The sequence below is a fragment of the Streptomyces luteolifulvus genome, from assembly GCF_008806595.1.
Lineage (GTDB): Bacteria > Actinomycetota > Actinomycetes > Streptomycetales > Streptomycetaceae > Streptomyces > Streptomyces luteolifulvus.
This window is the reverse complement of record NZ_VZRB01000006.1, coordinates 17,805-39,753: the sequence shown is the minus strand read 5'-3', so window position 1 is coordinate 39,753 and position 21,949 is coordinate 17,805. Positions and strand designations below refer to the sequence as shown.

Sequence of the window (21,949 nt, the reverse complement as noted above, 5' to 3'; positions counted from 1 at the left end):
AGAGCGGGAGTTGCGCTACACCGCGTGCGGTAGCCGGAGCTACTCCGCAGGCCGCTTCAGCCTCGCCACGCTGCATTGTCCCCGGGGGATGACCCCCGGACCCCCAGCCGGCCTCACGGTCGGTGCGGCTCTACTCCGCAGGCCGCTTCAGTCTCGCCACGAACTTGTAGCGGTCCCCGCGGTAGACCGATCGCACCCACTCCACCGGCTTGCCGTCCCTGTCCAGGGAGTGGCGGGACAGCATCAGCATCGGCAGGCCCACGTCGGTGCCGAGCAGGCCGGCCTCGCGCGGGGTGGCCAGCGAGGTCTCGATGGTCTCCTCGGCCTCGGCGAGATGGACGTCGTACACCTCGGCCAGCGCCGTGTACAGGGACGTGTACTTGACCAGGGACCGGCGCAGGGCGGGGAATCGCTTCGCCGACAGATGTGTCGTCTCGATGGCCATCGGCTCGCCGTTGGCCATGCGCAGCCGCTCGATGCGCAGCACCCGGCCGCCGGCCGTGATGTCGAGCAGTTCGGCGAGCCGGTCGTCGGCGGTGATGTAGCCGATGTCCAGGAGCTGCGAGGTGGGTTCGAGGCCCTGCGCGCGCATGTCCTCGGTGTACGAGGTGAGTTGGAGCGCCTGCGACACCTTCGGTTTGGCGACGAAGGTGCCCTTGCCCTGGATGCGCTCCAGGCGGCCTTCGACGACCAGTTCCTGGAGGGCCTGGCGCACGGTGGTGCGCGACGTGTCGAACTCCGCCGCCAGCGTGCGCTCGGGCGGGACCGGCGTTCCGGGCGCCTGGGTCTCCGTCATGTCGAGCAGGTGCTTCTTCAGGCGGTAGTACTTGGGCACGCGGGCGGTACGGACGCTGGTCCCGTTCTCGTTCTCCGCACTGCTGACCTCGGTGCTCATGCTCCGCCTTCCCGGCTCCGTATGCCATCACGACCGACATCCCTCGGTCACGGCTCACATCGTGGCACGGCTGGGGCGAAGACGTTCTCCGCGCGCTCCGTGATCCCCTCTGTATACCGTCGGCATCTCTGTTGGTCTAGTCCACCGCGCAAGTGGTCTACCTCAAGTCTGCCGTGCCGGAGCGCTGTTTTCGACAGGTTCTTACTTAAAGGTTCCTGCATATGTAGGTCGCATAACGGCTGGTCGGGGCCGTTCGAGCACCCTTGACACACCCTTTGGTCTGGGCCAAGCTCCCCTCACTGGTCTACACCATTGGTCCAGGCCCGGCCCCATGGGCGGTACGTGCGCAGACGCCAATACCGCGAGAGGCAGGGGGGTTTGTGGTGCATCCCTGAGGAGGGTGGCGTGAAGCGCAAGCTGGCAGCCGCGATCGGTATCGCGGGCATCATGGTCTCCATCGCGGCGTGCGGGAGCGACGACGGCAACGAGGGTTCGGGCGACACGGGCGCGGACGCCAAGGAACTGACCGTCTGGCTCACCGTCGACGCCCAGAACAACTGGCCCGAGCTGGTCAAGGCCGCCGACGCCGCGGTGCAGAAGAAGCACCCCGGCATCAAGATCAACCACGAGTACTACGGCTGGCCGGACAAGAACACCAAGCTCGACGCGGTCCTCGCCACCGACAAGGCCCCCGACGTGGTCGAGATGGGCAACACCGAGATGCTCGCCTACATGGTCAACGGCGCCTTCGCCCCCGTCGACCCGGCGAAGTTCGACAACTCCTCCGCCTGGCTGGACGGTCTGAAGGCCTCGGTCACCTACCAGGGCAAGACCTACGGCGTGCCGTACTACGCCGGCGGCCGCGTCGGCAACTGGCGCAAGAACCTCTTCGCCTCGGCGGGAGTGAAGTCCGCCCCGAAGACGTACGAGGAGCTGACCGCCGCCCTGGACAAGGTCCAGAAGAAGGAGGGCGACAAGTTCAGCGCCTGGTACCAGCCCACCCGTGACTGGTACGCGGCCATGTCCTTCGTCTACGACGCCGGCGGCTCCATCGCCACGGAGGAGGGCGGCCAGTGGAAGGCCGGCCTCTCCTCGCCGGAGTCCGTGAAGGGCCTCACCGCCTTCAAGAACGTCGTCGACACGTATATGCACGGCGACAAGACCAAGGACGAGTCCGACCGCTACATCGTCTACGGCCAGGGCAAGTCCGGCATGATCTTCGGCGCCGCGTGGGAGGGCGCGACGGCGGCCGACCCGAAGAACGACAAGACCGGCAAGCTCAGGGACAACCTCGAGAACTTCGTGATGCCCGGCCCCTCCGGCAAGAACCTCCCCGTCTTCCTGGGCGGTTCCGACCTCGCCGTCCCGGTGAAGTCCGACGCGCAGGCCGTCGCCGCCGAGTGGATCAACGCGTTCGCCGGCTCCTCCGGCCAGAAGGGCCTGATCGGCAAGGGCAACCTGCCCAACAACAAGACCGACCTGGCTCCCCTGAAGAACGACCCCGCGACGGCGGTCCCGGCCACCGCGGCCGAGTCCAGCTGGTTCGTCCCGATGGCCCCCGGCTGGGGCAAGGTCGAGAAGGCCCAGATCCTGCAGACCATGCTCCAGGACATCGGCACCGGCAAGAAGTCGGTCGAGGCCGCCGCCAAGGCCGCGGACGCCGCGATCGACGAGGTCATCAACGCCAAGTGACCGACGGCGGGGCTTCGCCACGGCGGAGCCCCGCCGTCCCGTACGACCAGAGGGACCGCTGAGGAGCGCGCGATGACTGCCGCAGACACGACCACCCCCGCCAAGGTGCCGCCGCCCCGGCCGGCACCGCCCCCGTCCCTACCACGGCGGCCGGGCGTCAAGCGGACCTCGGGCGGCGCCGCCACCCCTTGGCTGCTGCTCGCCCCCTGCCTGCTCATCCTGGCGCTCGTCCTCGGCTATCCGCTGGTCCGTCTGGTCACCCTCTCCTTCCAGAAGTACGGGCAGCCGCAGCTGTGGGGCTTCCAGCCCGCCGAGTCGGTCGGGTTCGGCAACTTCACCAAGGTGCTGGGCGACGGCGAGTTCTGGGCGGTGGTCCTGCGGACGATCGTCTTCGCCGCCGGCTGCGTGATCTTCACGATGGTCGCCGGCATGCTGATCGCGCTGCTGCTGCAGCGGGTCTCCGGCTGGGTGAAGACCCTCGTCAACATCGCGCTGGTGGCCAGCTGGGGCATGCCCATCATCGTCGCCACCACGGTCTTCAAGTGGCTGTTCGACGCCGACTACGGCATCCTCAACGCGCTGCTCAGCAAACTGCCCGGGGTGGAGATGATCGGCCACAACTGGTTCGCCAGCGGGCCGCAGGGGCTGGCCGTGATCATGCTGCTGGTGGTGTGGGGGGCCGTGCCCTTTGTGGTGATCACCCTCAGCGCCGGCCTCACCCAGGTCCCCGCTGAACTGGAGGAGGCGGCCCGGCTGGACGGCGCGGGCGCCTGGGGCGTCTTCCGCTATGTCACCCTCCCCATCCTCAAGCCGGTCATCGTGATGCTCACGACGCTGTCGGTCATCTGGGACATGGGCGTCTTCCCGCAGGTCTTCGTGATGCGCAACGGACACCCGGAGGCCGAGTTCCAGCTGCTGACCACGTACTCGTACGACCGTGCCTTCGTCGTCAACGACTACGCCCAGGGCTCGGCGATCGCCCTGCTCACCGTGGTGCTGCTGCTCGGGGTGGTCGCCGTCTACATGCGCCAGATGCTGAAGATCGGAGAGGTCGAATGAGTGCCCTCGCTCCCGAGGCCCGCCGGAGGTCGAGGCTCGGCTGGAACCTCCTCGGACTCCTCGTCTTCCTGACCGCGGGCTTCCCCGTCTACTGGATGCTCAACACGGCCCTCAAGCCGGCCAAGGACGCCATCGACCCGGACCCGAGCCTGCTGCCGACCGGTATCACGCTCGACAACTTCAGCCGGGCGCTGGACATCGCCGACTTCTGGGGACCGGTCGCGCGCAGCCTGGTCGTGTCGCTGTCCGTCGTGGCGATCGGCGTCGTCGTCGGCATGCTGGCCGCGCTCGCCATCTCCCGCTTCGCCTTCCGCGGCCGCAAGATCGTGATCGTGGGCATCCTGGCGGTCCAGATGGTCCCGCTGGTCGCCATGATCATCCCGGTGTTTCTGCTGCTGAACGACCTGAAGCAGTACGACAGGCTCACCGGCCTGATCATCACGTACCTCACCTTCATCCTCCCCTTCACGGTGTGGACGCTGCGCGGCTTCATCGTCAACATCCCGAAGGAGCTGGAGGAGGCGGCGATGGTCGACGGCTGCTCCCGCACCTCCGCCTTCCTCCGCGTCGTCTTCCCGCTCCTCGCCCCCGGCATGGTCGCCACCTCCGTCTACGGTTTCATCCAGGCCTGGAACGAGTACCTGTACGCCCTCATGCTGCTCAGCCAGAAACACCAGACCGCGACCGTGTGGCTCGGCAACTTCACCACCAAGCACGGCACCGAGTACGCCCCGATGATGGCCGGTTCCACGATGATGGCCGTGCCGATCGTCGTCCTGTTCCTCCTCGTCCAGCGCAAGATGGCCGCGGGCCTGACCGCGGGCGCAGTGAAGGGATAGCGCCACCCGATGACGACATTCGCCCGCGGTACCGACACCCTGACGCGCGACGCGCTGACCGTCCTCCAGCCCGGATTCACCGGGACCGCCGCCCCCGACTGGCTGCTGCGCCGGCTCGGCGAAGGCCTCGCCTCCGTCGGCCTGTTCGGCCGCAACATCGCCTCGCCCGGGCAACTGGCCGCCCTGACCGCCCAGTTGCGCGCCGAACGCGACGACGTGCTCGTCGCGATCGACGAGGAGGGCGGTGACGTCACCCGTCTCGAGGTGCGGACCGGATCCTCCTTCCCCGGCAACCACGCCCTCGGCGCGGTGGACGACACCGAGCTCACCATGCAGGTCGCCGCCGAACTCGGCCGGCGCCTGGCCGCCTGCGGGGTGAACCTCAACTGGGCCCCCTCGGCGGACGTGAATTCCAACCCGGCCAACCCGGTCATCGGCGTCCGCTCGTTCGGCGCCGACACCGCGCTGGCCGCCCGGCACACGGCCGCCTATGTCACCGGCCTCCAGTCCGCCGGAGTCGCCGCCTGCACCAAGCACTTCCCGGGCCACGGCGACACGGCGGTCGACTCCCACCATGCGCTGCCGCGCCTCGACGTGGGACCGGAGGTGCTGGCGGAACGCGAACTGACGCCGTTCCGCGCGGCGATCGCCGCCGGCACCCGTGCGGTGATGAGCGCCCACATCCTGGTCCCGGCGCTGGACCCGGAGCACCCGGCCACGCTGTCCCACCGCATCGTCACCGAACTGCTGCGCGGTGAACTCGGCTACGACGGCCTGATCGTCACCGACGGCATCGAGATGCAGGCCGTCGCCGCCACCTACGGCATCGAACGCGGCAGCGTCCTCGCGGTCGCGGCCGGTGCCGACGCGATCTGCGTGGGCGGCGGCCTGTGCGACGACGAGACGGTACGGCGCCTGCGCGACGCCCTCGTCTCGGCGGTGCGCTCCGGCGAACTGCCCGAGGAACGCCTCGCGGACGCGGCGCACCGCGTAAGGGAGCTGGCGCGGTGGACCGCGTCGGCGGGCCGGCCCGGTGAGGTCGCCGCCGACGACGAGGTCGGCCTGCGCGCGGCCCGGCGCGCCCTTCGGATCACCGGCGCGGAAACCTTCACCCCGCTCACCGAAGCGCCCTATGTCGCCGCGCTCACTCCGGTCGCGAACTTCGCGGTCGGCGCGGAGACGCCCTGGGGCGTGGCAGCGGAGCTCACCCGTGTGCTCCCCGGCACGGAAACGGGCAGCTTCGCGGGCGAGGGCGCGGGCCCGCTGGCCCTCGCCGCGGCGGGCGCCCGCCGTATCGTCGCCGTCGTCCGCGACGAACACCGCCACCCCTGGATGACGACGGCCCTCGACACCCTGCTGTCCGCCCGCCCCGACACGATCGTCGTCGAAATGGGCGTCCCCCAGGCCACCCCCCGAGGCACCCTGCACATCGCCACCCACGGCGCGGCCCGGGTCTGCGGCCGGGCGGCGGTGGAGGTCATCGCGGGGGTGTAGGGGACGCCCACCCGGCGCAGACCAAGGTGCCGGTCACCCCGCACTCCGTTGAGGTGGCCGGCACCTTCAGCTGTCGCCCGGGGGCGCTAAATCCCCTGCCACTCCGGCTTGTTCGCGTACGTGTGGCGGAAGTAGTCCGCAAGCTTGAGCTTGGATGCGGCCGGCTCGTCGATCACCACCGTGGCGTGCGGGTGGAGCTGGAGCGCCGAGGCCGGGCAGATCGCGGCGACCGGGCCCTCGACGGTCGCCGCGACCGCGTCCGCCTTGCCCTCGCCCGTGGCGAGGAGCACCAGGTGCCGCGCCTCCAGGATCGTCCCGATGCCCTGCGTGATGACATGGTGCGGTACCTGCGCGATGTCGCCGTCGAAGAAGCGCGCGTTGTCGATCCGGGTCTGCTCGGTCAGCGTCTTGATCCGGGTCCGCGAGGCCAGCGAGGAGCACGGCTCGTTGAAGCCGATGTGCCCGTCCGTCCCGATGCCGAGCAGCTGAAGGTCCACCCCGCCGGCCCCGGCCAGCGCCGAGTCGTACGCCTCGCACGCCCCCTGCACGTCCCCGGCCGCGCCGTCGGGCCCCATGAACGCGTCCATTCCGATCCCGAGCGGCTCCAGCACCTCGCGCCGCAGCACCGAGCGGTACGACTCCGGGTGCTCGGCGGGCAGCCCCACATATTCGTCGAGCTGGGCTATCCGGGCCCGCGAGGTGTCCACGGCACCGGACTTCACCTTCGCCGCCAGCGCCTCGTAGATGGGCAGCGGAGTGGAGCCGGTGGCCACGCCGAGCAGGGCGTCGGGCTTGCGCCGCAGGAGCTGTGCCATGGCCTCGGCGATGAGCTCGCCGCCCGACCGGGCGTCCGGAACGATGACAACTTCCACGCTGGGCCTGCCGATCTGAAGAGCGGTCCGAATGCGACTGTGTGGTTTAGACCAATCTAACAGAGTCGGGCTGACCGGCCCAGGTGCTCGCGACCCCGCACGCGGAGTTCACCGCGGGGGAGTGGAATGGGCGGTCGTACAGACGTCAGGGTGCGAGAAGAGAACGACCCAGCCGGAAGGACCCCCATGAGTCAGAACACCGCCACGACTCCCGACCCCCGGCGCGGCCTCCCCGGCCGGATCATGGCCCGTGAGATGGCCGAGCAGCCCGCCGTGCTGCGGCGGATCCTGGACGAGGGCGCCCCGGCCATCCGGCAGGTGGCCGGGGAGATCGCCGCCCGCGGACCCCGGTTCGTCCTGCTCACCGCCCGCGGCACCTCCGACAACGCCGCCCTCTACGCCAAGTACCTCCTCGAAATCCGCCTCGGCCTGCCCTGCGGTCTGACCTCGATGTCGACCACCACGGCGTACGGCGCCCGCCCCGACCTCACCGACGTCCTGGTCGTCACCGTCAGCCAGTCCGGCGGCTCCCCGGATCTGGTGGCCTCCACCCGGGCCGCCCGCGAGGCCGGCGCGATCACCCTCGCCGTGACCAACAACCCCGGCTCACCGCTGGCCGGCGTGTCCGAGTACCACATCGACGTCATGGCCGGACCGGAGAAGGCACTCCCCGCGACCAAGACGTACACGGCCTCCCTCCTCGCCCTCTACCTCTTCGTCGAGGGACTGCATGGCGGCGACGGAGCGGTGGCGAAAGTACTCCCGGACCTCGCCGAGCGGCTGCTCGCCCGGCAGGACGAGGTCCGCGCTCTCGCCTCCCGCTACCGCTTCGCCGAACGCATGGTCATCACCTCCCGCGGCTATGGCTACCCGACGGCCAAGGAGGCCGCCCTCAAGCTGATGGAGACCAGCTACATCCCCGCGCTCGCCTACTCCGGCGCCGACCTCCTGCACGGCCCGCTCGCCATGGTCGACAACGTCTCCCCGGTCATCGCGGTCGTCACCGACGGGAAGGGCGGCGAGGCGCTCCAGCCGGTACTCGACCGGCTCCGCGGCAGGGGCGCCGACCTGGTCGTCATCGGTCCCCGCGGTCAGGTCGAGCAGGCCTCGGCGGGCTTCGTCCTGCCCACCGAGGACGTGGCCGAGGAGATCCAGCCCGTCCTGGAGATCATCCCGCTGCAGCTTCTGGCCCACGAGGTCACGATCGCCCGCGGACAGGACCCGGACGCACCCCGCGCACTGGCGAAGATCACGGAAACGCGCTGAGCCCGGACGAAAAGAGACGCGTGTGGAAAATGCCATGACCATCTATGCCCCGCACATGAACCCACAAGGGTTAGGCTGCGGGGTGGGCGCCAAGGCGTCCGACCAACCGCGGAGATGACAACAACAAACAGCCTCTCACGCATGGACACATAAACTGGTCTAGTCCAGAATGCGAGGGAGAACACGCGGACTTCCGTCTTCCCCGCACAGGAAGGCGGACCGAGGAACCGGAGCTCTCTGCCCTGACTGCCCCGGCTCCTCGACCTTCGGCCTACCGGGACCGCACACCCCGCGGCCGATATTGCTCCGGGCTGCGGTGCCGGGAGGGTTGAGGGTCCCTCCCAGGCGCCGCGGCCCGCGGGTGTTTTAGGGGCCGGACAAACCCCCAGGTACGCTCGCACACGTGCCCTCCATGAACGAACTCGTACGCCAGCACACCGACCTCGAGGACTCCGACCTCGAGTGGCTCCACCTGCTGGTCTCGGAGTGGCAGCTGCTCTCCGACCTCTCCTTCGCCGACCTCGTCCTGTGGGTCCCCACCCGCGACGGCACCCGCTACGTCTCCGTCGCCCAGATGCGGCCCAACACCGGCCCCACCTCGTACCAGGACGACATGGTCGGCCACCTCGTCCCGCGCGGCCGCCGGCCCCTGCTGGACGCCGCGCTGGACGAGGGCCGGATCGTGCGCGAGGGCGACCCCGAGTGGCGCGAGGAGGTCCCGGTCCGGGTCGAGTCCATTCCCGTACGGCGGGACGGGCGCGTCCTCGGTGTCATCGCGCGCAACACCAATCTCCTCACCGTGCGCACCCCGAGCCGCCTCGAACTGACGTATCTGCAAAGCGCCTCCGACCTCGCGCAGATGATCGCGGCCGGCTCGTTCCCGTTCCCGAACCAGCAGGTCGACATGGACGCCTCGCCCCGCGTGGGCGACGGCCTGATCCGGCTGGACGCCGACGGCATCGTCCAGTACGCCTCCCCGAACGCCCTGTCCGCGTACCACCGCCTGGGCCTGGCCTCCGACCTCGTCGGCCACCACCTGGGCATGACCACCGCGGAACTCGCGCCGACGCGCGGGCCGGTGGACGAGGCGCTGGCCAAGGTCGCCAGCGGCTGGGCGCCGCGCGAGTTCGAGATCGAGGCGCATGACGGGGTGATCCAGTTCCGGGCGATCCCCCTCAAGCCGAAGGGCACCCGTATCGGTTCGCTGGTCCTGCTCCGGGATGTCACCGAACTGCGGCGCCGCGAGCGCGAGTTGATCACCAAGGACGCCACCATCCGGGAGATCCACCACCGGGTGAAGAACAACCTCCAGACGGTGGCCGCCCTGCTGCGGCTTCAGGCGCGGCGCATCGAGTCGGACCGCGGCCGCGAGGCCCTCGAAGAGGCGGTACGGCGGGTCGGGTCGATCGCCATCGTGCACGAGACGCTCTCCCAGAACCTGGACGAGCGCGTGGAGTTCGACGAGATCGCCGACCGCGTCCTCGCGATGGTCGCCGAGATCTCGCCGGGCAAGGTGACCGGTCGGCGCAGCGGCCGCTTCGGCATTCTGGACGCCGAGGTCGCCACCCCGCTGTCGATGGTCCTGACCGAGATCCTCCAGAACGCCCTGGAGCACGGCTTCCGCGAGGGCGACACCGGCACGGTCGAGGTCTCGGCCGTCCGCGGCGGCACCAGCAAGGAGGCCCGTCTGCTGGTCACCGTCCAGGACGACGGCGTCGGGCTGCCCGAGGGCTTCGACCCGCACACCGCGGGCAACCTCGGCCTGCAGATCGTACGGACCCTGGTGGAGGGCGAGTTGGGCGGTGTGTTCGACATGGTCCCGGCGCCGGAGCGGGGGACGCAGGTGATCCTGGACATCCCGGTGCGGGCGCACAAATAGTCCCGTCCGCACCATCGTCCGCACACTCCCGTATGCACACAGCAAAGAGCCCCGGATCACCAGGTGATCCGGGGCTCATCGCTCGTTGCTTAGCGCATCGGGGTACTGCGCGCTGCGGCTCGGGGGCGGGAGATGCGTACTCGCTGTACGCGCCGCCAAGCTCAGGCTGTTGTGCGGGGCGGGAGTGTCAGGCGGAGGCCTGACGGGCCCGGTTGCGAGCGGCGCGGCGCTTCATGGCGCGGCGCTCGTCCTCGCTGAGACCACCCCAGACGCCGGAGTCCTGGCCGGACTCGAGCGCCCACTGCAGGCACTGCTCGATAACCGGGCAGCGACGGCAGACGGCCTTGGCTTCCTCGATCTGCAGCAGCGCAGGACCGGTGTTGCCGATGGGGAAGAAGAGCTCGGGGTCTTCCTCGCGGCAAACGGCGTTGTGACGCCAGTCCATGGCTGCTACCTCTCCTTGATTACGTGCATATTGCTTGTGAATGTGAACGCTTTCACGAATCCCTCAACGAGTGAAGGGCCGACTACCAGGTTCACTGGCGTGGTCCTGTGATGTGAAGAGGGGTTCTGGCGATCCGTGGAGGCCGGTGTTGCGGGCCGTCCCGATCGCCACGTAGAGACTCGCAAACCTCAGCGGCGGATACAACCCCTTCCGGAAAGTTTTTTTTGATTCCTCGGTGTCGACTAGGTCACAGCCGTACTTCCATGGGGTGGATCCTGGCCTAAACGTTCGAGTGAAAGGACTTTGGCCCCTTCTGCTCACACAATCACACGCAGTGCACGGCGTACGCCTGTGAACGTCACGCTCGTACGCAGCCCGAGGTGGTCGCCGTCCATCTGGAGGGGCAGCGGCACCTTCGAATGCAAGGTGAACTGGTCAAGGTCGTGCAACGAAAATGCATGCTTGCCATGAGGGCCGCGCTCGGGGGACGAAGTGAGCAACTGGGTGCCATACCGGGCAACCGCGGCGGTGGACAGCCGGCTGAGGCCGAGTACGTCGAGCCCCTTATCGAACGAGGCCTTAGGTGACGTGTACATCGGGCGATTGCCGAGATACGTCCAGGGCGAGGTGTTCGAGACTATGGCCACCACCAGATCGGTGACCGGATCCTCACCGGGCCGCTCTATGGAGACCGTGCCGTGCCGGCGGTTCGACTCCGCGAGGAACTGACGGACGACCTGGCGTACGTACAGGGCGTGCGTCGACTTCTTGCCCCGCTCGCGCTGCTGCTCGACCCGGCCGACCACGCCCCCGTCGAAGCCGAGGCCCGCGGTGAAGGTGAACCAGCGGGACGGGACGGCCTCGTCCTCGGTGCCGGGCGTGCCCGCGGCCAGCCCGAGGCCGATCGTGCGCTCACGGCCCTCGCGCAGCGCGTCCAGCAGCGCGCCGGTCGCCTCCACGGCGTCGTTCGGCAGGCCGAGGGCGCGGGCGAAGACATTGGTGGAGCCGCCGGGGACCACCGCCAGACCGGGCAGGCGCTCGGGTTCGGGGCCGGAGTGCAGCAGGCCGTTGACGACCTCGTTGACGGTGCCGTCGCCGCCGAGCGCCACCACCAGGTCGACATTGCCGCTCTCCGCCGCCTGCCGCCCCAGGTCGCGTGCGTGGCCGCGGTACTCGGTGGTGACCGCCTCGAGCTTCGTCTCGCTCGCCAGCGCGTGGATCAGAACGTCACGCGTACGTGCGCTTGTGGTGGTTGCTGCCGGGTTGACCACGAGAAGTGCACGCATGGATTGCAGGGTACCTACTCGGTGGTACCGATCCCAGGCCGAGGTAGGGATCACGTAAGAGATCGGTGCGTGAACCTCACCACGGGCGCGTGCCCCGCGAAGGCTACCCTTCAGGGGTGACGTCTCAGCAGAACCCCGCTCCGGAAGCCGCCGAAGCCGCCCAGCAGGCGGAGGGCCGCCCTGCCCGGCTGACCGCCGCGGCGGCGCTGGCCGCGCTGGAGGGGCTGGCGCTTCTCGCCGGGGGTGCCTGGATGCTCGTGGAGGGCGTGAGCGGCGCCCCGGACGACCGGCGGTCCGCCGTCACCGGCGGCATCACGCTGATCGTCCTCGCGCTGCTGCCGCTGCTCGCCGCGCGCGGGCTGCTCGGCCGGCGCAGCTGGAGCCGCGGGCCGGCCGTCGTCACACAGATCATGGCGTTGCCGGTGGCGTACAGCCTGCTCCAGGCGGACAGCCTGGCGATCCCGGCGGGGATCGCGCTCGCGGCCGTCGCGGTCACCACGCTGGTCCTGCTGATCAACCCGGCGACGACCCAGGCCCTCGGCATCAAGGGTCCGGGCCGTACACAGGACGGGAAGCAATAGCCGTACCGGACAGGCTCCGGCGTCCTACTCTTCCACCAGCAGTTTCTCGCGCAACTGTGCCAGTGTCCTGGCCAGCAGCCGGGACACGTGCATCTGTGAGATCCCGACCTCCTGGGCGATCTGCGACTGGGTCATGTTGCCGAAGAAGCGCAGCAGCAGAATCCGCTTCTCGCGCGGCGGGAGATCTTCGAGCAGCGGCTTGAGGGACTCGCGGTACTCGACGCCCTCCAGCGCCTCGTCCTCGGCGCCCAGGGTGTCCGCGACCGCCGGGGACTCGTCGTCGGTGTCGGGGACGTCCAGGGACAGCGTGGAGTACGCGTTGGCCGACTCCAGGCCCTCCAGGACCTCCTCCTCCGAGATGGCCAGCTTCTCGGCCAGCTCGTGGACGGTGGGGGAGCGGCCGTGCTGCTGCGAGAGCTCGGCCGTCGCCGTGGTGAGCGCGAGGCGCAGCTCCTGAAGCCGGCGGGGGACGCGCACGGCCCAGCCCTTGTCTCGGAAGTGCCGCTTGATCTCACCGACGACCGTCGGGGTCGCGTAGGTCGAGAACTCGACGCCGCGGTCCGGGTCGAAGCGGTCGACCGACTTGATCAGGCCGATGGTGGCGACCTGGGTGAGGTCGTCCAGCGGCTCACCGCGGTTGCGGAAGCGGCGCGCGAGGTGCTCCACGAGCGGCAGATGCATACGGACCAGCTGGTTGCGCAGCTCCGCGTACTCGGCGCTGCCTTCCTTCAGCGTGCGCAGCTCGACGAACAGGACGCGCGCCCCGCTGCGGTCCTGGGGGTCGTGCGGCGTCGCCGGCCCACGCTGCGCACCCGTCGCCTCGTCCTCGGAGTGTCGCTCGTGCTCGCTCATCGTCCCGCCCGTTGCCCTTCCCCGAGCCCTCGCCTCCGCTCGGATTGGGGTGCCCCCGATCCGCCCGTCCAGAGGCGCGCTCTGCACGGCACCTTCCCGATCACGCTGCCCGTCGTCCAGGAAGCCGGCCGCCGCAGTGTCGCCGGCGTCGTCCTCCGGGTGCGGCCGGGCCTGCTCGGGGATGCCGTCGATGCCGTCGATGCCGTCGACGGCGTCCGCCTTGCGTCGGGCAACGTCCGAGGGGTCCCTGCCCTCGGGCGGCAGTTCCCGTGTGCCGCGCTCTTCGTCCCGCACCGGCCCGTCCCCGTTCCTCACGCCGGCCCGGGTCCCGCGCCGCGCTGTTTGTAGAGGCTGATCGAAACGGTTTTGTCCTCGTCCACGGCGGAGGAGACCTTGCCCGCGAGAGCGGACAGGACGGTCCAGGCGAAGGTGTCCCGCGCGGGGGCGTGACCGTCCGTGGTCGGGGCCGAGACGGTGACCTCGAGCGAGTCGTCGACGAGCCGGAAGACACAACTGAGCACCGAGCCGGACACGGCCTGCTGCAGCAGGATCGCGCAGGCCTCGTCGACCGCGATGCGAAGGTCCTCGATCTCGTCGAGGGTGAAGTCCAAACGGGCTGCGAGGCCGGCCGTGGCCGTCCGCAGCACCGACAGGTAGGCACCCGCAGCCGGCAGCCGGACTTCCACGAAGTCCTGGGTCGCGGGCTCGCCTGCGATCTGGGACACCCTCACCTCCAAGGTGGTACAAGCTCTTCAGGGCCGAGGGTCGCCCCCCGGGGTAACGCGACAGGTGGTTCCTCGGTGACGCTATCGCGCTCTCGACTTTCCTGTCCCGGGACCCCGACCCCCTGCTGTCACTCATAGTAAACCTATGAATACGCTCCGTGGCTAGAGGGTCTGCGGGCCCAATTGGGAAGAGCGCGCGCCGGGTTGACGTACCCAGACGTCAGACGGTCGAACCGTACAAAATCCGAGTCATCCCCGGTCCTCCAGAGTCACACAAGTACGTGGTCCACAAAGCACCAGCGCCAGTTCTCGCCGGGTTCGAACGTCCTCATCACGGGATGGCCGGAGTCCTTGTAGTGCTCGGTCGCGTGCCGCCCCGGCGAGGAGTCGCAGCAGCCGACGTGACCGCAGGTGAGGCACAGCCGAAGCTGTACCGGGTGCGTGCCGCCCCGCAGACACTCCGGGCAGGTCTCGCTCAGCGGCCCGGGTTCCGGATGCGGCAGCGCGTCGGCGTGCGTGCACTGTTTCATGATTGCCAGATTACGACGGGCGTGCGGACGGCCGCGCGGAAAAACGAGGGCGGGCGAGGACGATGGACGTGATGCCACTGCTGTTGCTGGTGGCGGGCAGCGCCGCGGTCGCCGCGGCGGCCCGGCGGACACCGGTGCCGGCGCCGCTGCTGCTGGTCGCGGCCGGGCTGGCGGTCTCGTACGTCCCCGGGGTCCCCGAATACACCCTCGACCCCGACATCGTCCTTCCCCTCGTCCTGCCCCCGCTCCTGTACACCTCGGCCACCGACAGCTCCTACCTCGACCTGCGCGCGCAGCTGAGGCCCGTGGCGCTGCTGTCGGTGGGGTACGTGCTCTTCGCGGCCTTCGTCGTCGGCTGGGCCGTCTACCAGATCGTCCCGGGGCTGCCGCTGACCGCGGCGCTGGTGCTGGGTGCGGTGGTGGCGCCGCCGGACGCCGTCGCGGCCACCGCGGTGGCGCGGCGGGTCGGGCTGCCGTCCCGCGTCACCACGATCCTGCAGGGCGAGTCCCTGGTGAACGACGCCACCGCGATCACCGCCTACCGGGTGGCACTCGCCGCCGCGGTGGGCGAGGGCGCCACCTGGGCGGGCGGGATCGGCGAGTTCCTGCTCGCGGCCGTCGGCGGCATCGGCTTCGGGCTGGTGCTGATGGTGCCGATCCACTGGCTGCGCACGCACCTCAAGGAGGCGCTGCTGCAGAACACGCTCTCCCTGCTGATCCCGTTCGTGGCGTACGCGGCCGCCGAGCAGGTGCACGCCTCCGGGGTGCTGGCGGTCGTCGTCGTGGCGCTCTATCTGGGACACCGCGCGTGGGAGGTCGATTTCGCGACCCGGCTCCAGGAGGAGGCCGTGTGGCGGATGGTCGCGTTCGTCCTGGAGTCGGCGGTGTTCGCCCTGATCGGACTGCAGCTGCCCGTGGTCCTCAAGGGCCTCGGGGAGTACGAGGGGCTCCTCGCCGCCTGGTACGCGCTCGCCCTCTTCCTGGTCGTCGTCGCGTCGCGGTTCGTGTGGGTCTACCCGGCGACCTTCCTGCCACGGATCCTGTCCCGCCGGATCCGGGAACGCGAGCAGGACCCCACCTGGAAGGGGCCGTTCATCATCGCCTGGGCCGGCATGAGGGGCGTGGTCTCGCTGGCCATCGCCTTCTCCATCCCGCTCACGGTGCACGGCGGCGAGCCGTTCCCCGAACGCAACCTCATCCTCTTCCTCACGTTCACCACCGTGATCGGGACGCTCGTCGTGCAGGGCGTGACGCTGCCCCCGCTGATCCGTTTCCTGAGGCTGCCCGGCCGCGATCCGCAGGCCGAGACGCTCGCCGAGGCGAACGCCCAGGCGCAGGCCTCCCGGGCCGCCGAGCGGCGGCTGGACGAACTCCTCGCAGACGAGCGCAACGCGCTGCCGCCGCCCCTTGCCGACCGTCTGCGTGCGGTCCTGGAGCGCCGCCGCAACGCCGTCTGGGAGCGCCTCGGCCAGGTCAACCCCGTCACCGGCGAAACCGTGGACGACACCTACCGCCGGCTGTCCCGGGAGATGATCGGCGCCGAGCGCCGGGTGTTCGTGAAGCTGCGCGACGGCCGTTACATCGACGACGAGATGCTGCGGACGCTGCTGCGCAGGCTGGATCTGGAGGAGGCGGCGGCGTACCGGGAGGCGGCGTAGCGGGGCTCGTCCGGAGGGCCTTCGCAGGCGCGGATTCGGGGGCGTGCATCCGGGGCAGGGATTCGGGGGCGTTCACGGGAAGGGGCGGCCGGTGACGACGGCCGCCAGCGCGGTTGCGCGCGGGAAGGAGCCCTCTTCCGCCAGGGCGACGAGTGCGGACAGCAGTTTGGCGACATAGAGACGTTCGACCGGCAGGCCGTGGCGGTCCTCGAAGTCCGCGGCGAAGGCCTCCAGCTCGGGTGTGGTGCGCGCGTAGCCGCCGCAGTGGAAGCGGTCGTCGAGTCTCCAGGAGCCGCGGCGGCGGCCGAACGCCTCGTCCTGCAGGGCCTCTATGGCCGCGGTCAGGAAGCCGCCCTTGACGACGGGTATGCCGAGGGCCCGCTGGCCGGGGGCCAGCCCGGCGGCCAGTCCCGCGAGTGTGCCGCCGGTGCCGCAGGCGACCGCGACGACATCGGCCCGGCCCCGCAGCTCCTCGCCGAGCAGCTGACAGCCGTGCACGGCCGGCGCGTTGCTGCCGCCCTCCGGGACCACGTGGGCGTCCTCGGCGCCCGCCGCGCGCAGCATCGCCGCGAGGGTCTCCGGCTCGAATTTCCGGCGGTACGTCGATCTGTCGACGAAGTGCAGTCGCATACCGTCGGCCGCACAGCGCGCCAGGGACGGGTTGAGCGGAAGGCCGGCGAGTTCCTGGCCGCGGACCACCCCGACGGTGGGCAGGCCCAGGAGACGGCCGGCCGCGGCGGTGGCGCGCAGATGGTTGGAGTACGCGCCGCCGAACGTGACGATCGGGCGGCCCGCCGCGGCGACGAGGTTCGGTGCGAGCTTGCGCCACTTGTTCCCGATCAGCTCCGGATGGATGAGATCGTCGCGTTTGAGGAGCAGGCGGACGCCGTGACGGGTGAACCGGGGGTCCCGCACTTCCTGCACGGGCGAGGGAAGGCGGGGGCGCAGAAGAGCGAGGTCGGGGCCGGTCACGGCACCATTGTCACCCGGAGCCCAGGGGGAGGGCGGGGCCGGCGGTCTGCTGCAGGCGGTCCCGGATCCGCTCCCGCAGCCACGCCATCGTGAACCCGCGCGGATCGATCTTCCCGGGCTGCCACTCCAGGTGGCCGATCACCGACCGCTCCGTCCAGCCGTGCTGCCGGCAGACCGCGGCGGCGGCCCTCTCGATCGCCGCCAGCTGGCGCTGCGGCCAGGGGTCCTCGCCGTCGCCGAGGTTCTCGCACTCGAAGCCGTAGAAGTGCCGGTTGCCGTCGGTGTTCGCCTCGTTGTCGGGCGGCAGCGCCCGCTCCGCGATCACCGCCCGCAGCACATCGTCGTCGCCGAGACCCGCGTGGTTGGCCCGCCCGTAGCCGACGAGATGGACGGTGCCGTTCTTGGTGACGACGCCATGGCACAGCGGACCCGGCAGATCCGGGCGGCCGACCCGGCACAGCTCGACGGTCCGCTCGGCGCCCTGGGTCACCGTGTGATGGATCATCACGCCGTGCATGGGGCCCCACGGGCCCACGTGATTGCGGTTGTGGTGCTCCCAGTCACCGACCTCGGCGACGGTGGCGCCCTCCGCTCTGAGCACGGCCAGGAATCTGCCCGCGGACATCGGTGAGGCCACGGCCGCCTCCTTCGGGTCCCGTGTGCCGGCGCGGTGCACTCCAGCCTCGTCACCGCTGCCCGTACCGATGCTTGTACCGAAACCGGGCGGTCACGGAAAGACCCCTCGTGCCCAGCCGGCAATGATCCATTCCCGCTCTTTCGTGTAATGGCATCTGCACACAGCGTGATGGAAGGCTTGTCCGTGCAGATCGATGCCCCGCGCACACCGGTGCCGGGGCATGACCGGGAGGGCGATTCATGTCGGTAGGCGAAGAGGCCCGCACCGAGCAGGACAGGCCGCAGCAGAGCCTTGGTACGGCGGCCGCGCGGAACCTGGCCACCACCACCAAGTCCGCACCCCAGATGCAGGAGATCAGCTCCCGCTGGCTGCTGCGCACGCTGCCCTGGGTGAACGTGCAGGGCGGCACGTACCGGGTGAACCGGCGACTGGCCTACGCCGTCGGCGACGGCCGGGTGACGTTCGTGAAGACCGGCGACCGTGTCGAGGTCATCCCCGCCGAACTGGGCGAACTGCCCGCACTGCGGTCGTACGACGACGAGGACGTGCTCGCCGAGCTCGCCGCGCAGTGCCGGCGCAGGGACTTCGCCCCCGGGAACGTGATCGCCTCGTTCGGCAGCCGGGCGGACGAGGTGTTCCTGCTGGCACACGGCAGGGTGGAGAAGATCGGCACCGGCCCCTACGGCGGCGACGCGGTCCTCGGAGTCCTCGCCGACGGCGCGTACTTCGGCGACCAGGCCCTGCTGGACCCCGACGCCGTCTGGGAGTACACCGCCCGGGCGGTCACGCCCTGCACGCTGCTGGTCCTGCCCCGCCAGGAGGTCGAGCGCCTCGCGCAGCGCGCCGACTCCCTGCGCGAACATCTCCAGCGGATGTGCTCGGTCCCCGAGCAGCGCACCAACAGATTCGGCGAGAAGGAGATCGACCTCGCGGCCGGCCACACCGGCGAGCCGGACCTCCCGCACACCTTCGTCGACTACGAGGCCAGTCCGCGCGAGTACGAACTGAGCGTCGCGCAGACCGTGCTGCGCATCCACTCGCGCGTGGCCGACCTCTACAACCAGCCGATGAACCAGACGGAGCAGCAACTCCGGCTGACCGTGGAGGCGTTGAAGGAGCGCCAGGAACACGAACTGGTCAACAACCCCGATTTCGGCCTGCTGAACAACTGCGACTACGACCAGCGGCTGCAGCCGCACGACGGCGTCCCCGGCCCCGACGACCTGGACGAACTGATCAGCAGGCGGCGCGGCACCAAGCTGCTGCTCGCCCACCCGCGCGCGATCTCCGCGATCGGCCGTGAACTCAACAAACGCGGGCTCGTCCCCGAGACCATCGAGGTGTCCGGTAACCGCATCCCCACCTGGCGCGGCGTACCGATCTACCCGTGCAACAAGATCCCGGTCACCGAGGCCCGTACGACCTCGATCATCGCGATGCGCACCGGCGAGGAGGAACAGGGCGTCATCGGCCTGCACCAGGCAGGCATCCCGGACGAGATCGAGCCGGGCCTGTCCGTGCGCTTCATGGGCATCAACGAACAGGCGATCATCGAGTACCTGGTGACGGCCTACTACTCGGCCGCGGTCCTCGTGCCGGACGCGCTCGGTGTCCTGGAGAACGTCGAGATCGGCCGCTGGCGATGACCTGTTTGCATCCACCCGTCGTGTTCCCGCCCTTCGGGAGGGGTAGACACCGGTGGTACGCGACTGCCCGCAGCGGAAGCGCCACCGTCCGCGGACCCTCCGAGGGGAACCCATGGCCGAGTTCATGACGCAGACGCAGCGGCGCCCCTTGACCGCGAGTCCGCTGGAAGGGCACGAGGCCACGGCGATCCTGGAGAGCACCCGGACGTCCGTCGACCCCGGGCTGCGCGCCGCCGTCGAGTCGCTGCCCGGCGCCCTGCGCGGTGTCGCGCGCTACCCCTTCGGCTGGGAGCACGCGGACGGCAGCCCGGCGGCGGGCAACGCGGGCAAGGCGATCCGTCCCGCCCTCGTCCTCACCGCGGCCGCGGTCCTTGGCGGACCGGCGGCGCGGACGGCGGCCGTGCGGGCGGCCGTGGCGGTGGAGCTGGTCCACAACTTCACGCTGCTGCACGACGACGTGATGGACCGGGACACCACCCGCCGCCACCGGCCCACCGTGTGGACCGTGTTCGGCGACGCCGACGCGATCCTCGCCGGGGACGCCCTCCAGGCGCTCGCCCTCGCCCTGCTGGCCGAGGACCCCCACCCGGCGTCCTCGGCGGCCGGCGCCCGGCTCGCGATCTGCGTCATGGAACTGTGCGCGGGCCGGCGCACGGACACCGCCATGGAGCGGCGCGCCCCCGGCGAGGTCACCCTCGACGAGGTGCTCGCCATGGCCGAGGCCAGGACGGGCGCGCTGCTCGGGTGCGCCTGCGCCCTGGGCGCGCTGTACGCGGGCGCGGCCGAGGAGGACGTCGAGGCCATGGACGCGTTCGGCCGTCAGGCCGGGCTCGCCTTCCAGCTCATCGACGACGTGATCGGCATATGGGGCGACCCGGTCCGCACCGGCACGCCGGCCGGCGCGGATCTCGCCGCCCGCAAGAAGTCGCTGCCCGTGGTGGCCGCGCTCGCCTCCGGCACCCCGGCGGCCGCCGAACTGGCCGAGCTGTACGAAGTGCCCTGCCGGGAAGGAGACACCGAGGGCGTCGCACGGACGGTCCTGGCCGTCGAGCGGGCGGGCGGCCGCGACTGGGCGCAGATCCAGGCGGCCGACCGGATGGCCCGCGCGATGCAGGAACTGGCCCGCGCGGTACCCGACCCGGAGTCGGCGGGGGGTCTGCTGGCACTGGCGGAATGCGTGACACGGCGCAGCAGTTGTGACGAGGCGGCTGATGGCAGCCTCCCCCGAACCCCGGAGCCCACGGGAGCGTGCGGACCTGACCCCGCACGCACCACCGATGGCTCCGGCGGCGGGTCCCGCACATCCCCACGGTGTGCGGGGCCCGTTCTTCCGAACTCACCGGCTAGGGTCAACCTCCGTACGATCAGGGACGGTTGAGCGAAAGGGTGGGAGATGGGCGTGTCGATCCGTACGGCGGGCGAAGGGGACCGGGAGCTGGTCGTCCGGCTGCTGGACCAGGCCTTCCAGGACGATCCGGTCAGCCGGTGGGTCTTCCCCGGCGAGGAGTACCGCCGTTCCACGCACCACAAGCTGATGGCCGCGTTCACGGAGATCGTGCTCGCGGAGGGCCGTATCGACGTCATAGAGGACGGCACGGCATGTGCGCTGTGGCTGTCCCTGCCCGCGGCGGACGGCGGCGACGAGCACGCCGACGACGAGCACGCCGACGACGACGGACCGGCCCAGGTGCGCGCGGCCGTCGACCCGGACAACGACCGTATCGAGCTGATCGGCCGGCTGACCGCCGGAATCCATCCGTCGGACCGCGCCCACGCCTACCTGTGGATGATCGGCGTGGCGCCGGGGCGCCAGGGCGAAGGCCTCGGCACCGCCCTCATCGAGTCCGCCCTCGACCGCTGCGACCGCGACGGCCTGCCCGCTTATCTGGAGGCGAGCAACGCCCGCAGCCGCATGCTGTACGAGCGCCTCGGCTTCGCCCTGACGGACCGCCCCCTGGACCTCCCGGACGGCCCCCGGATGTGGCCGATGTGGCGGGAGCCGCAGGCCCGTTAGGCCTCCGGCACCACGGTCGCCACGATCCGTTCCACCAGCCCGTCCGGGACACTCACGCCGGGCAGTACGCCGTCCAGGACGCCCGGCAGCGTCAGGTGCTCCAGGATCAGCCCGAGCATCGCGAGATAGAGCACGGCGACGGTCTCGTCGCCGCCGGGCAGCCCGGCGTCCCGGTGGAACTCCATGCCGTACTCCAGGTCCGCGCGCACCGACTTGGTGTAGGAGGCGCGGAGTTCGGGGCGGCGGGTGGCCTCCAGGCGCATCTCCAGGAGGGCCAGATAGCCGGTGCGGTCGCGGGTCGCGCGCGCCATGAGGTCGTGCATGAGGGCCGTCACCAGTGTGCGGTCCCGCGGCCCGGTCAGCAGCGCGCTCAGCACCTCGGGGTCGGGCGCGAGTCGCAGGTGCAGCCGCGCGTCGATCTGGCGCAGCAGATCGTCGCGCCCGGTGAAGTAGTTCGAGGCGGTGCCCGTCGGCACCCCGGCCTCGGTGTCCACCGCGCGGAACGTCAGCCCGCGCGCTCCTTCCCGCGCGAGGACCTCGACGCCGGCGTCCACGAGGGCGGCCCGGCGCTCCGGGTTGCTGGCCATCCGGAATCCCTTCTCCCACT

Annotated in this window: 20 protein-coding genes and 1 pseudogene; 11 read left to right on the top strand and 10 right to left on the bottom strand. The window is 70.5% G+C overall.

Annotated elements, in window-relative coordinates; all coding sequences use genetic code 11:
- Positions 1-130 precede the first annotated feature (130 nt).
- Complete coding sequence (locus tag F7R91_RS10675) at positions 131-895, bottom strand: GntR family transcriptional regulator (RefSeq protein ID WP_150946971.1); 765 nt, start codon at positions 893-895, stop codon at positions 131-133.
- Between the two features lie 405 nt (positions 896-1,300).
- Here F7R91_RS10675 and F7R91_RS10670 point away from each other — a divergent pair, with 405 nt between their 5' ends.
- The 4 genes from F7R91_RS10670 (at position 1,301) to F7R91_RS10655 (ending at position 5,979) form a co-directional block, all read left to right on the top strand.
- Positions 1,301-2,587: an extracellular solute-binding protein gene (locus F7R91_RS10670; RefSeq protein ID WP_150946969.1), complete on the top strand. Its 1,287-nt coding sequence runs from the start codon at positions 1,301-1,303 to the stop codon at positions 2,585-2,587.
- Between the two features lie 72 nt (positions 2,588-2,659).
- Positions 2,660-3,646 (top strand): carbohydrate ABC transporter permease, encoded by a 987-nt coding sequence (locus F7R91_RS10665; protein ID WP_150946967.1) that lies wholly within the window; start codon positions 2,660-2,662, stop codon positions 3,644-3,646.
- Positions 3,643-4,485 (top strand): carbohydrate ABC transporter permease, encoded by an 843-nt coding sequence (locus tag F7R91_RS10660; RefSeq protein ID WP_150946965.1) that lies wholly within the window; start codon positions 3,643-3,645, stop codon positions 4,483-4,485. The genes F7R91_RS10665 and F7R91_RS10660 overlap by 4 nt, the downstream gene beginning before the upstream one ends.
- 9 nt (positions 4,486-4,494) lie before the next feature.
- Positions 4,495-5,979, top strand: coding sequence for a glycoside hydrolase family 3 protein (locus F7R91_RS10655; RefSeq protein ID WP_150946963.1), 1,485 nt, complete (start codon positions 4,495-4,497; stop codon positions 5,977-5,979).
- Positions 5,980-6,065: 86 nt separating this feature from the next.
- On the opposite strand, the gene nagB is transcribed toward F7R91_RS10655, so the two are convergent.
- A complete protein-coding gene (gene nagB / locus F7R91_RS10650; RefSeq protein WP_150946961.1) occupies positions 6,066-6,851 on the bottom strand; it encodes a glucosamine-6-phosphate deaminase in 786 nt (261 codons plus the stop codon).
- Between the two features lie 186 nt (positions 6,852-7,037).
- On the opposite strand from nagB, the gene F7R91_RS10645 reads away from it, so the two are divergent.
- Positions 7,038-8,117, top strand: coding sequence for an SIS domain-containing protein (locus tag F7R91_RS10645; protein WP_150946959.1), 1,080 nt, complete (start codon positions 7,038-7,040; stop codon positions 8,115-8,117).
- 403 nt (positions 8,118-8,520) lie between these two features.
- Complete coding sequence (locus F7R91_RS10640; RefSeq protein WP_191971429.1) at positions 8,521-9,996, top strand: PAS domain-containing sensor histidine kinase; 1,476 nt, start codon at positions 8,521-8,523, stop codon at positions 9,994-9,996.
- Positions 9,997-10,183: 187 nt separating this feature from the next.
- On the opposite strand, the gene F7R91_RS10635 is transcribed toward F7R91_RS10640, so the two are convergent.
- Together F7R91_RS10635 and F7R91_RS10630 are read right to left on the bottom strand one after the other, a co-directional pair.
- On the bottom strand, positions 10,184-10,441 hold the full coding sequence (locus tag F7R91_RS10635; protein WP_003992873.1) for a WhiB family transcriptional regulator: 258 nt from the start codon (positions 10,439-10,441) through the stop codon (positions 10,184-10,186).
- 317 nt (positions 10,442-10,758) lie between these two features.
- Positions 10,759-11,727 (bottom strand): diacylglycerol/lipid kinase family protein, encoded by a 969-nt coding sequence (locus F7R91_RS10630; RefSeq protein ID WP_150946957.1) that lies wholly within the window; start codon positions 11,725-11,727, stop codon positions 10,759-10,761.
- A gap of 116 nt (positions 11,728-11,843) precedes the next feature.
- Between F7R91_RS10630 and F7R91_RS10625 the strand changes: the two genes are divergently transcribed.
- Positions 11,844-12,308 (top strand): hypothetical protein, encoded by a 465-nt coding sequence (locus F7R91_RS10625; RefSeq protein WP_150946955.1) that lies wholly within the window; start codon positions 11,844-11,846, stop codon positions 12,306-12,308.
- A gap of 24 nt (positions 12,309-12,332) precedes the next feature.
- Here F7R91_RS10625 and F7R91_RS10620 read toward each other — a convergent pair whose 3' ends face one another.
- From F7R91_RS10620 to F7R91_RS10610, 3 genes are all read right to left on the bottom strand, one after another.
- Entirely contained in the window at positions 12,333-13,475 is a 1,143-nt protein-coding gene (locus F7R91_RS10620) for an RNA polymerase sigma factor SigF (RefSeq protein WP_150946953.1), read from the bottom strand.
- Positions 13,472-13,885 carry an ATP-binding protein gene (locus F7R91_RS10615; protein ID WP_150946951.1) on the bottom strand — a complete coding sequence of 138 codons (414 nt, stop codon included), beginning with the start codon at positions 13,883-13,885 and terminating at the stop codon, positions 13,472-13,474. Before F7R91_RS10615 ends, F7R91_RS10620 begins: the two co-directional genes overlap by 4 nt.
- A gap of 269 nt (positions 13,886-14,154) precedes the next feature.
- Positions 14,155-14,415: a UBP-type zinc finger domain-containing protein gene (locus tag F7R91_RS10610; RefSeq protein WP_150946949.1), complete on the bottom strand. Its 261-nt coding sequence runs from the start codon at positions 14,413-14,415 to the stop codon at positions 14,155-14,157.
- A 62-nt stretch (positions 14,416-14,477) separates the two neighbouring features.
- Here F7R91_RS10610 and F7R91_RS10605 point away from each other — a divergent pair, with 62 nt between their 5' ends.
- Entirely contained in the window at positions 14,478-16,073 is a 1,596-nt protein-coding gene (locus tag F7R91_RS10605) for a Na+/H+ antiporter (protein WP_150946946.1), read from the top strand.
- A gap of 72 nt (positions 16,074-16,145) precedes the next feature.
- Here F7R91_RS10605 and F7R91_RS10600 read toward each other — a convergent pair whose 3' ends face one another.
- Both F7R91_RS10600 and F7R91_RS10595 read right to left on the bottom strand, forming a co-directional pair.
- Positions 16,146-17,045, bottom strand: a complete 900-nt coding sequence (locus F7R91_RS10600) for a 1-aminocyclopropane-1-carboxylate deaminase/D-cysteine desulfhydrase (RefSeq protein ID WP_150946944.1) — start codon at positions 17,043-17,045, stop codon at positions 16,146-16,148.
- A 10-nt stretch (positions 17,046-17,055) separates the two neighbouring features.
- Positions 17,056-17,682: a peptidoglycan recognition protein family protein gene (locus tag F7R91_RS10595; protein ID WP_150946942.1), complete on the bottom strand. Its 627-nt coding sequence runs from the start codon at positions 17,680-17,682 to the stop codon at positions 17,056-17,058.
- A gap of 239 nt (positions 17,683-17,921) precedes the next feature.
- Between F7R91_RS10595 and F7R91_RS10590 the strand changes: the two genes are divergently transcribed.
- The 3 genes and pseudogenes from F7R91_RS10590 to F7R91_RS10580 all read left to right on the top strand — a co-directional run bounded on the left by F7R91_RS10590 (position 17,922) and on the right by F7R91_RS10580 (position 21,342).
- Entirely contained in the window at positions 17,922-19,328 is a 1,407-nt protein-coding gene (locus tag F7R91_RS10590) for a family 2B encapsulin nanocompartment shell protein (RefSeq protein ID WP_150946940.1), read from the top strand.
- A 112-nt stretch (positions 19,329-19,440) separates the two neighbouring features.
- Positions 19,441-20,523, top strand: a pseudogene (locus F7R91_RS10585) (family 2 encapsulin nanocompartment cargo protein polyprenyl transferase); the annotation flags it as partial.
- 198 nt (positions 20,524-20,721) lie between these two features.
- The gene (locus F7R91_RS10580; RefSeq protein WP_150946938.1) at positions 20,722-21,342 is read left to right on the top strand and encodes a GNAT family N-acetyltransferase; all 621 of its coding nucleotides are present in this window, start codon (positions 20,722-20,724) and stop codon (positions 21,340-21,342) included.
- Here F7R91_RS10580 and F7R91_RS10575 read toward each other — a convergent pair.
- Positions 21,339-21,929 (bottom strand): TetR/AcrR family transcriptional regulator, encoded by a 591-nt coding sequence (locus tag F7R91_RS10575; RefSeq protein WP_150946936.1) that lies wholly within the window; start codon positions 21,927-21,929, stop codon positions 21,339-21,341. The two genes, F7R91_RS10580 and F7R91_RS10575, sit on opposite strands and share 4 nt — an antisense overlap.
- Between the last annotated feature and the right edge of the window lie 20 nt (positions 21,930-21,949).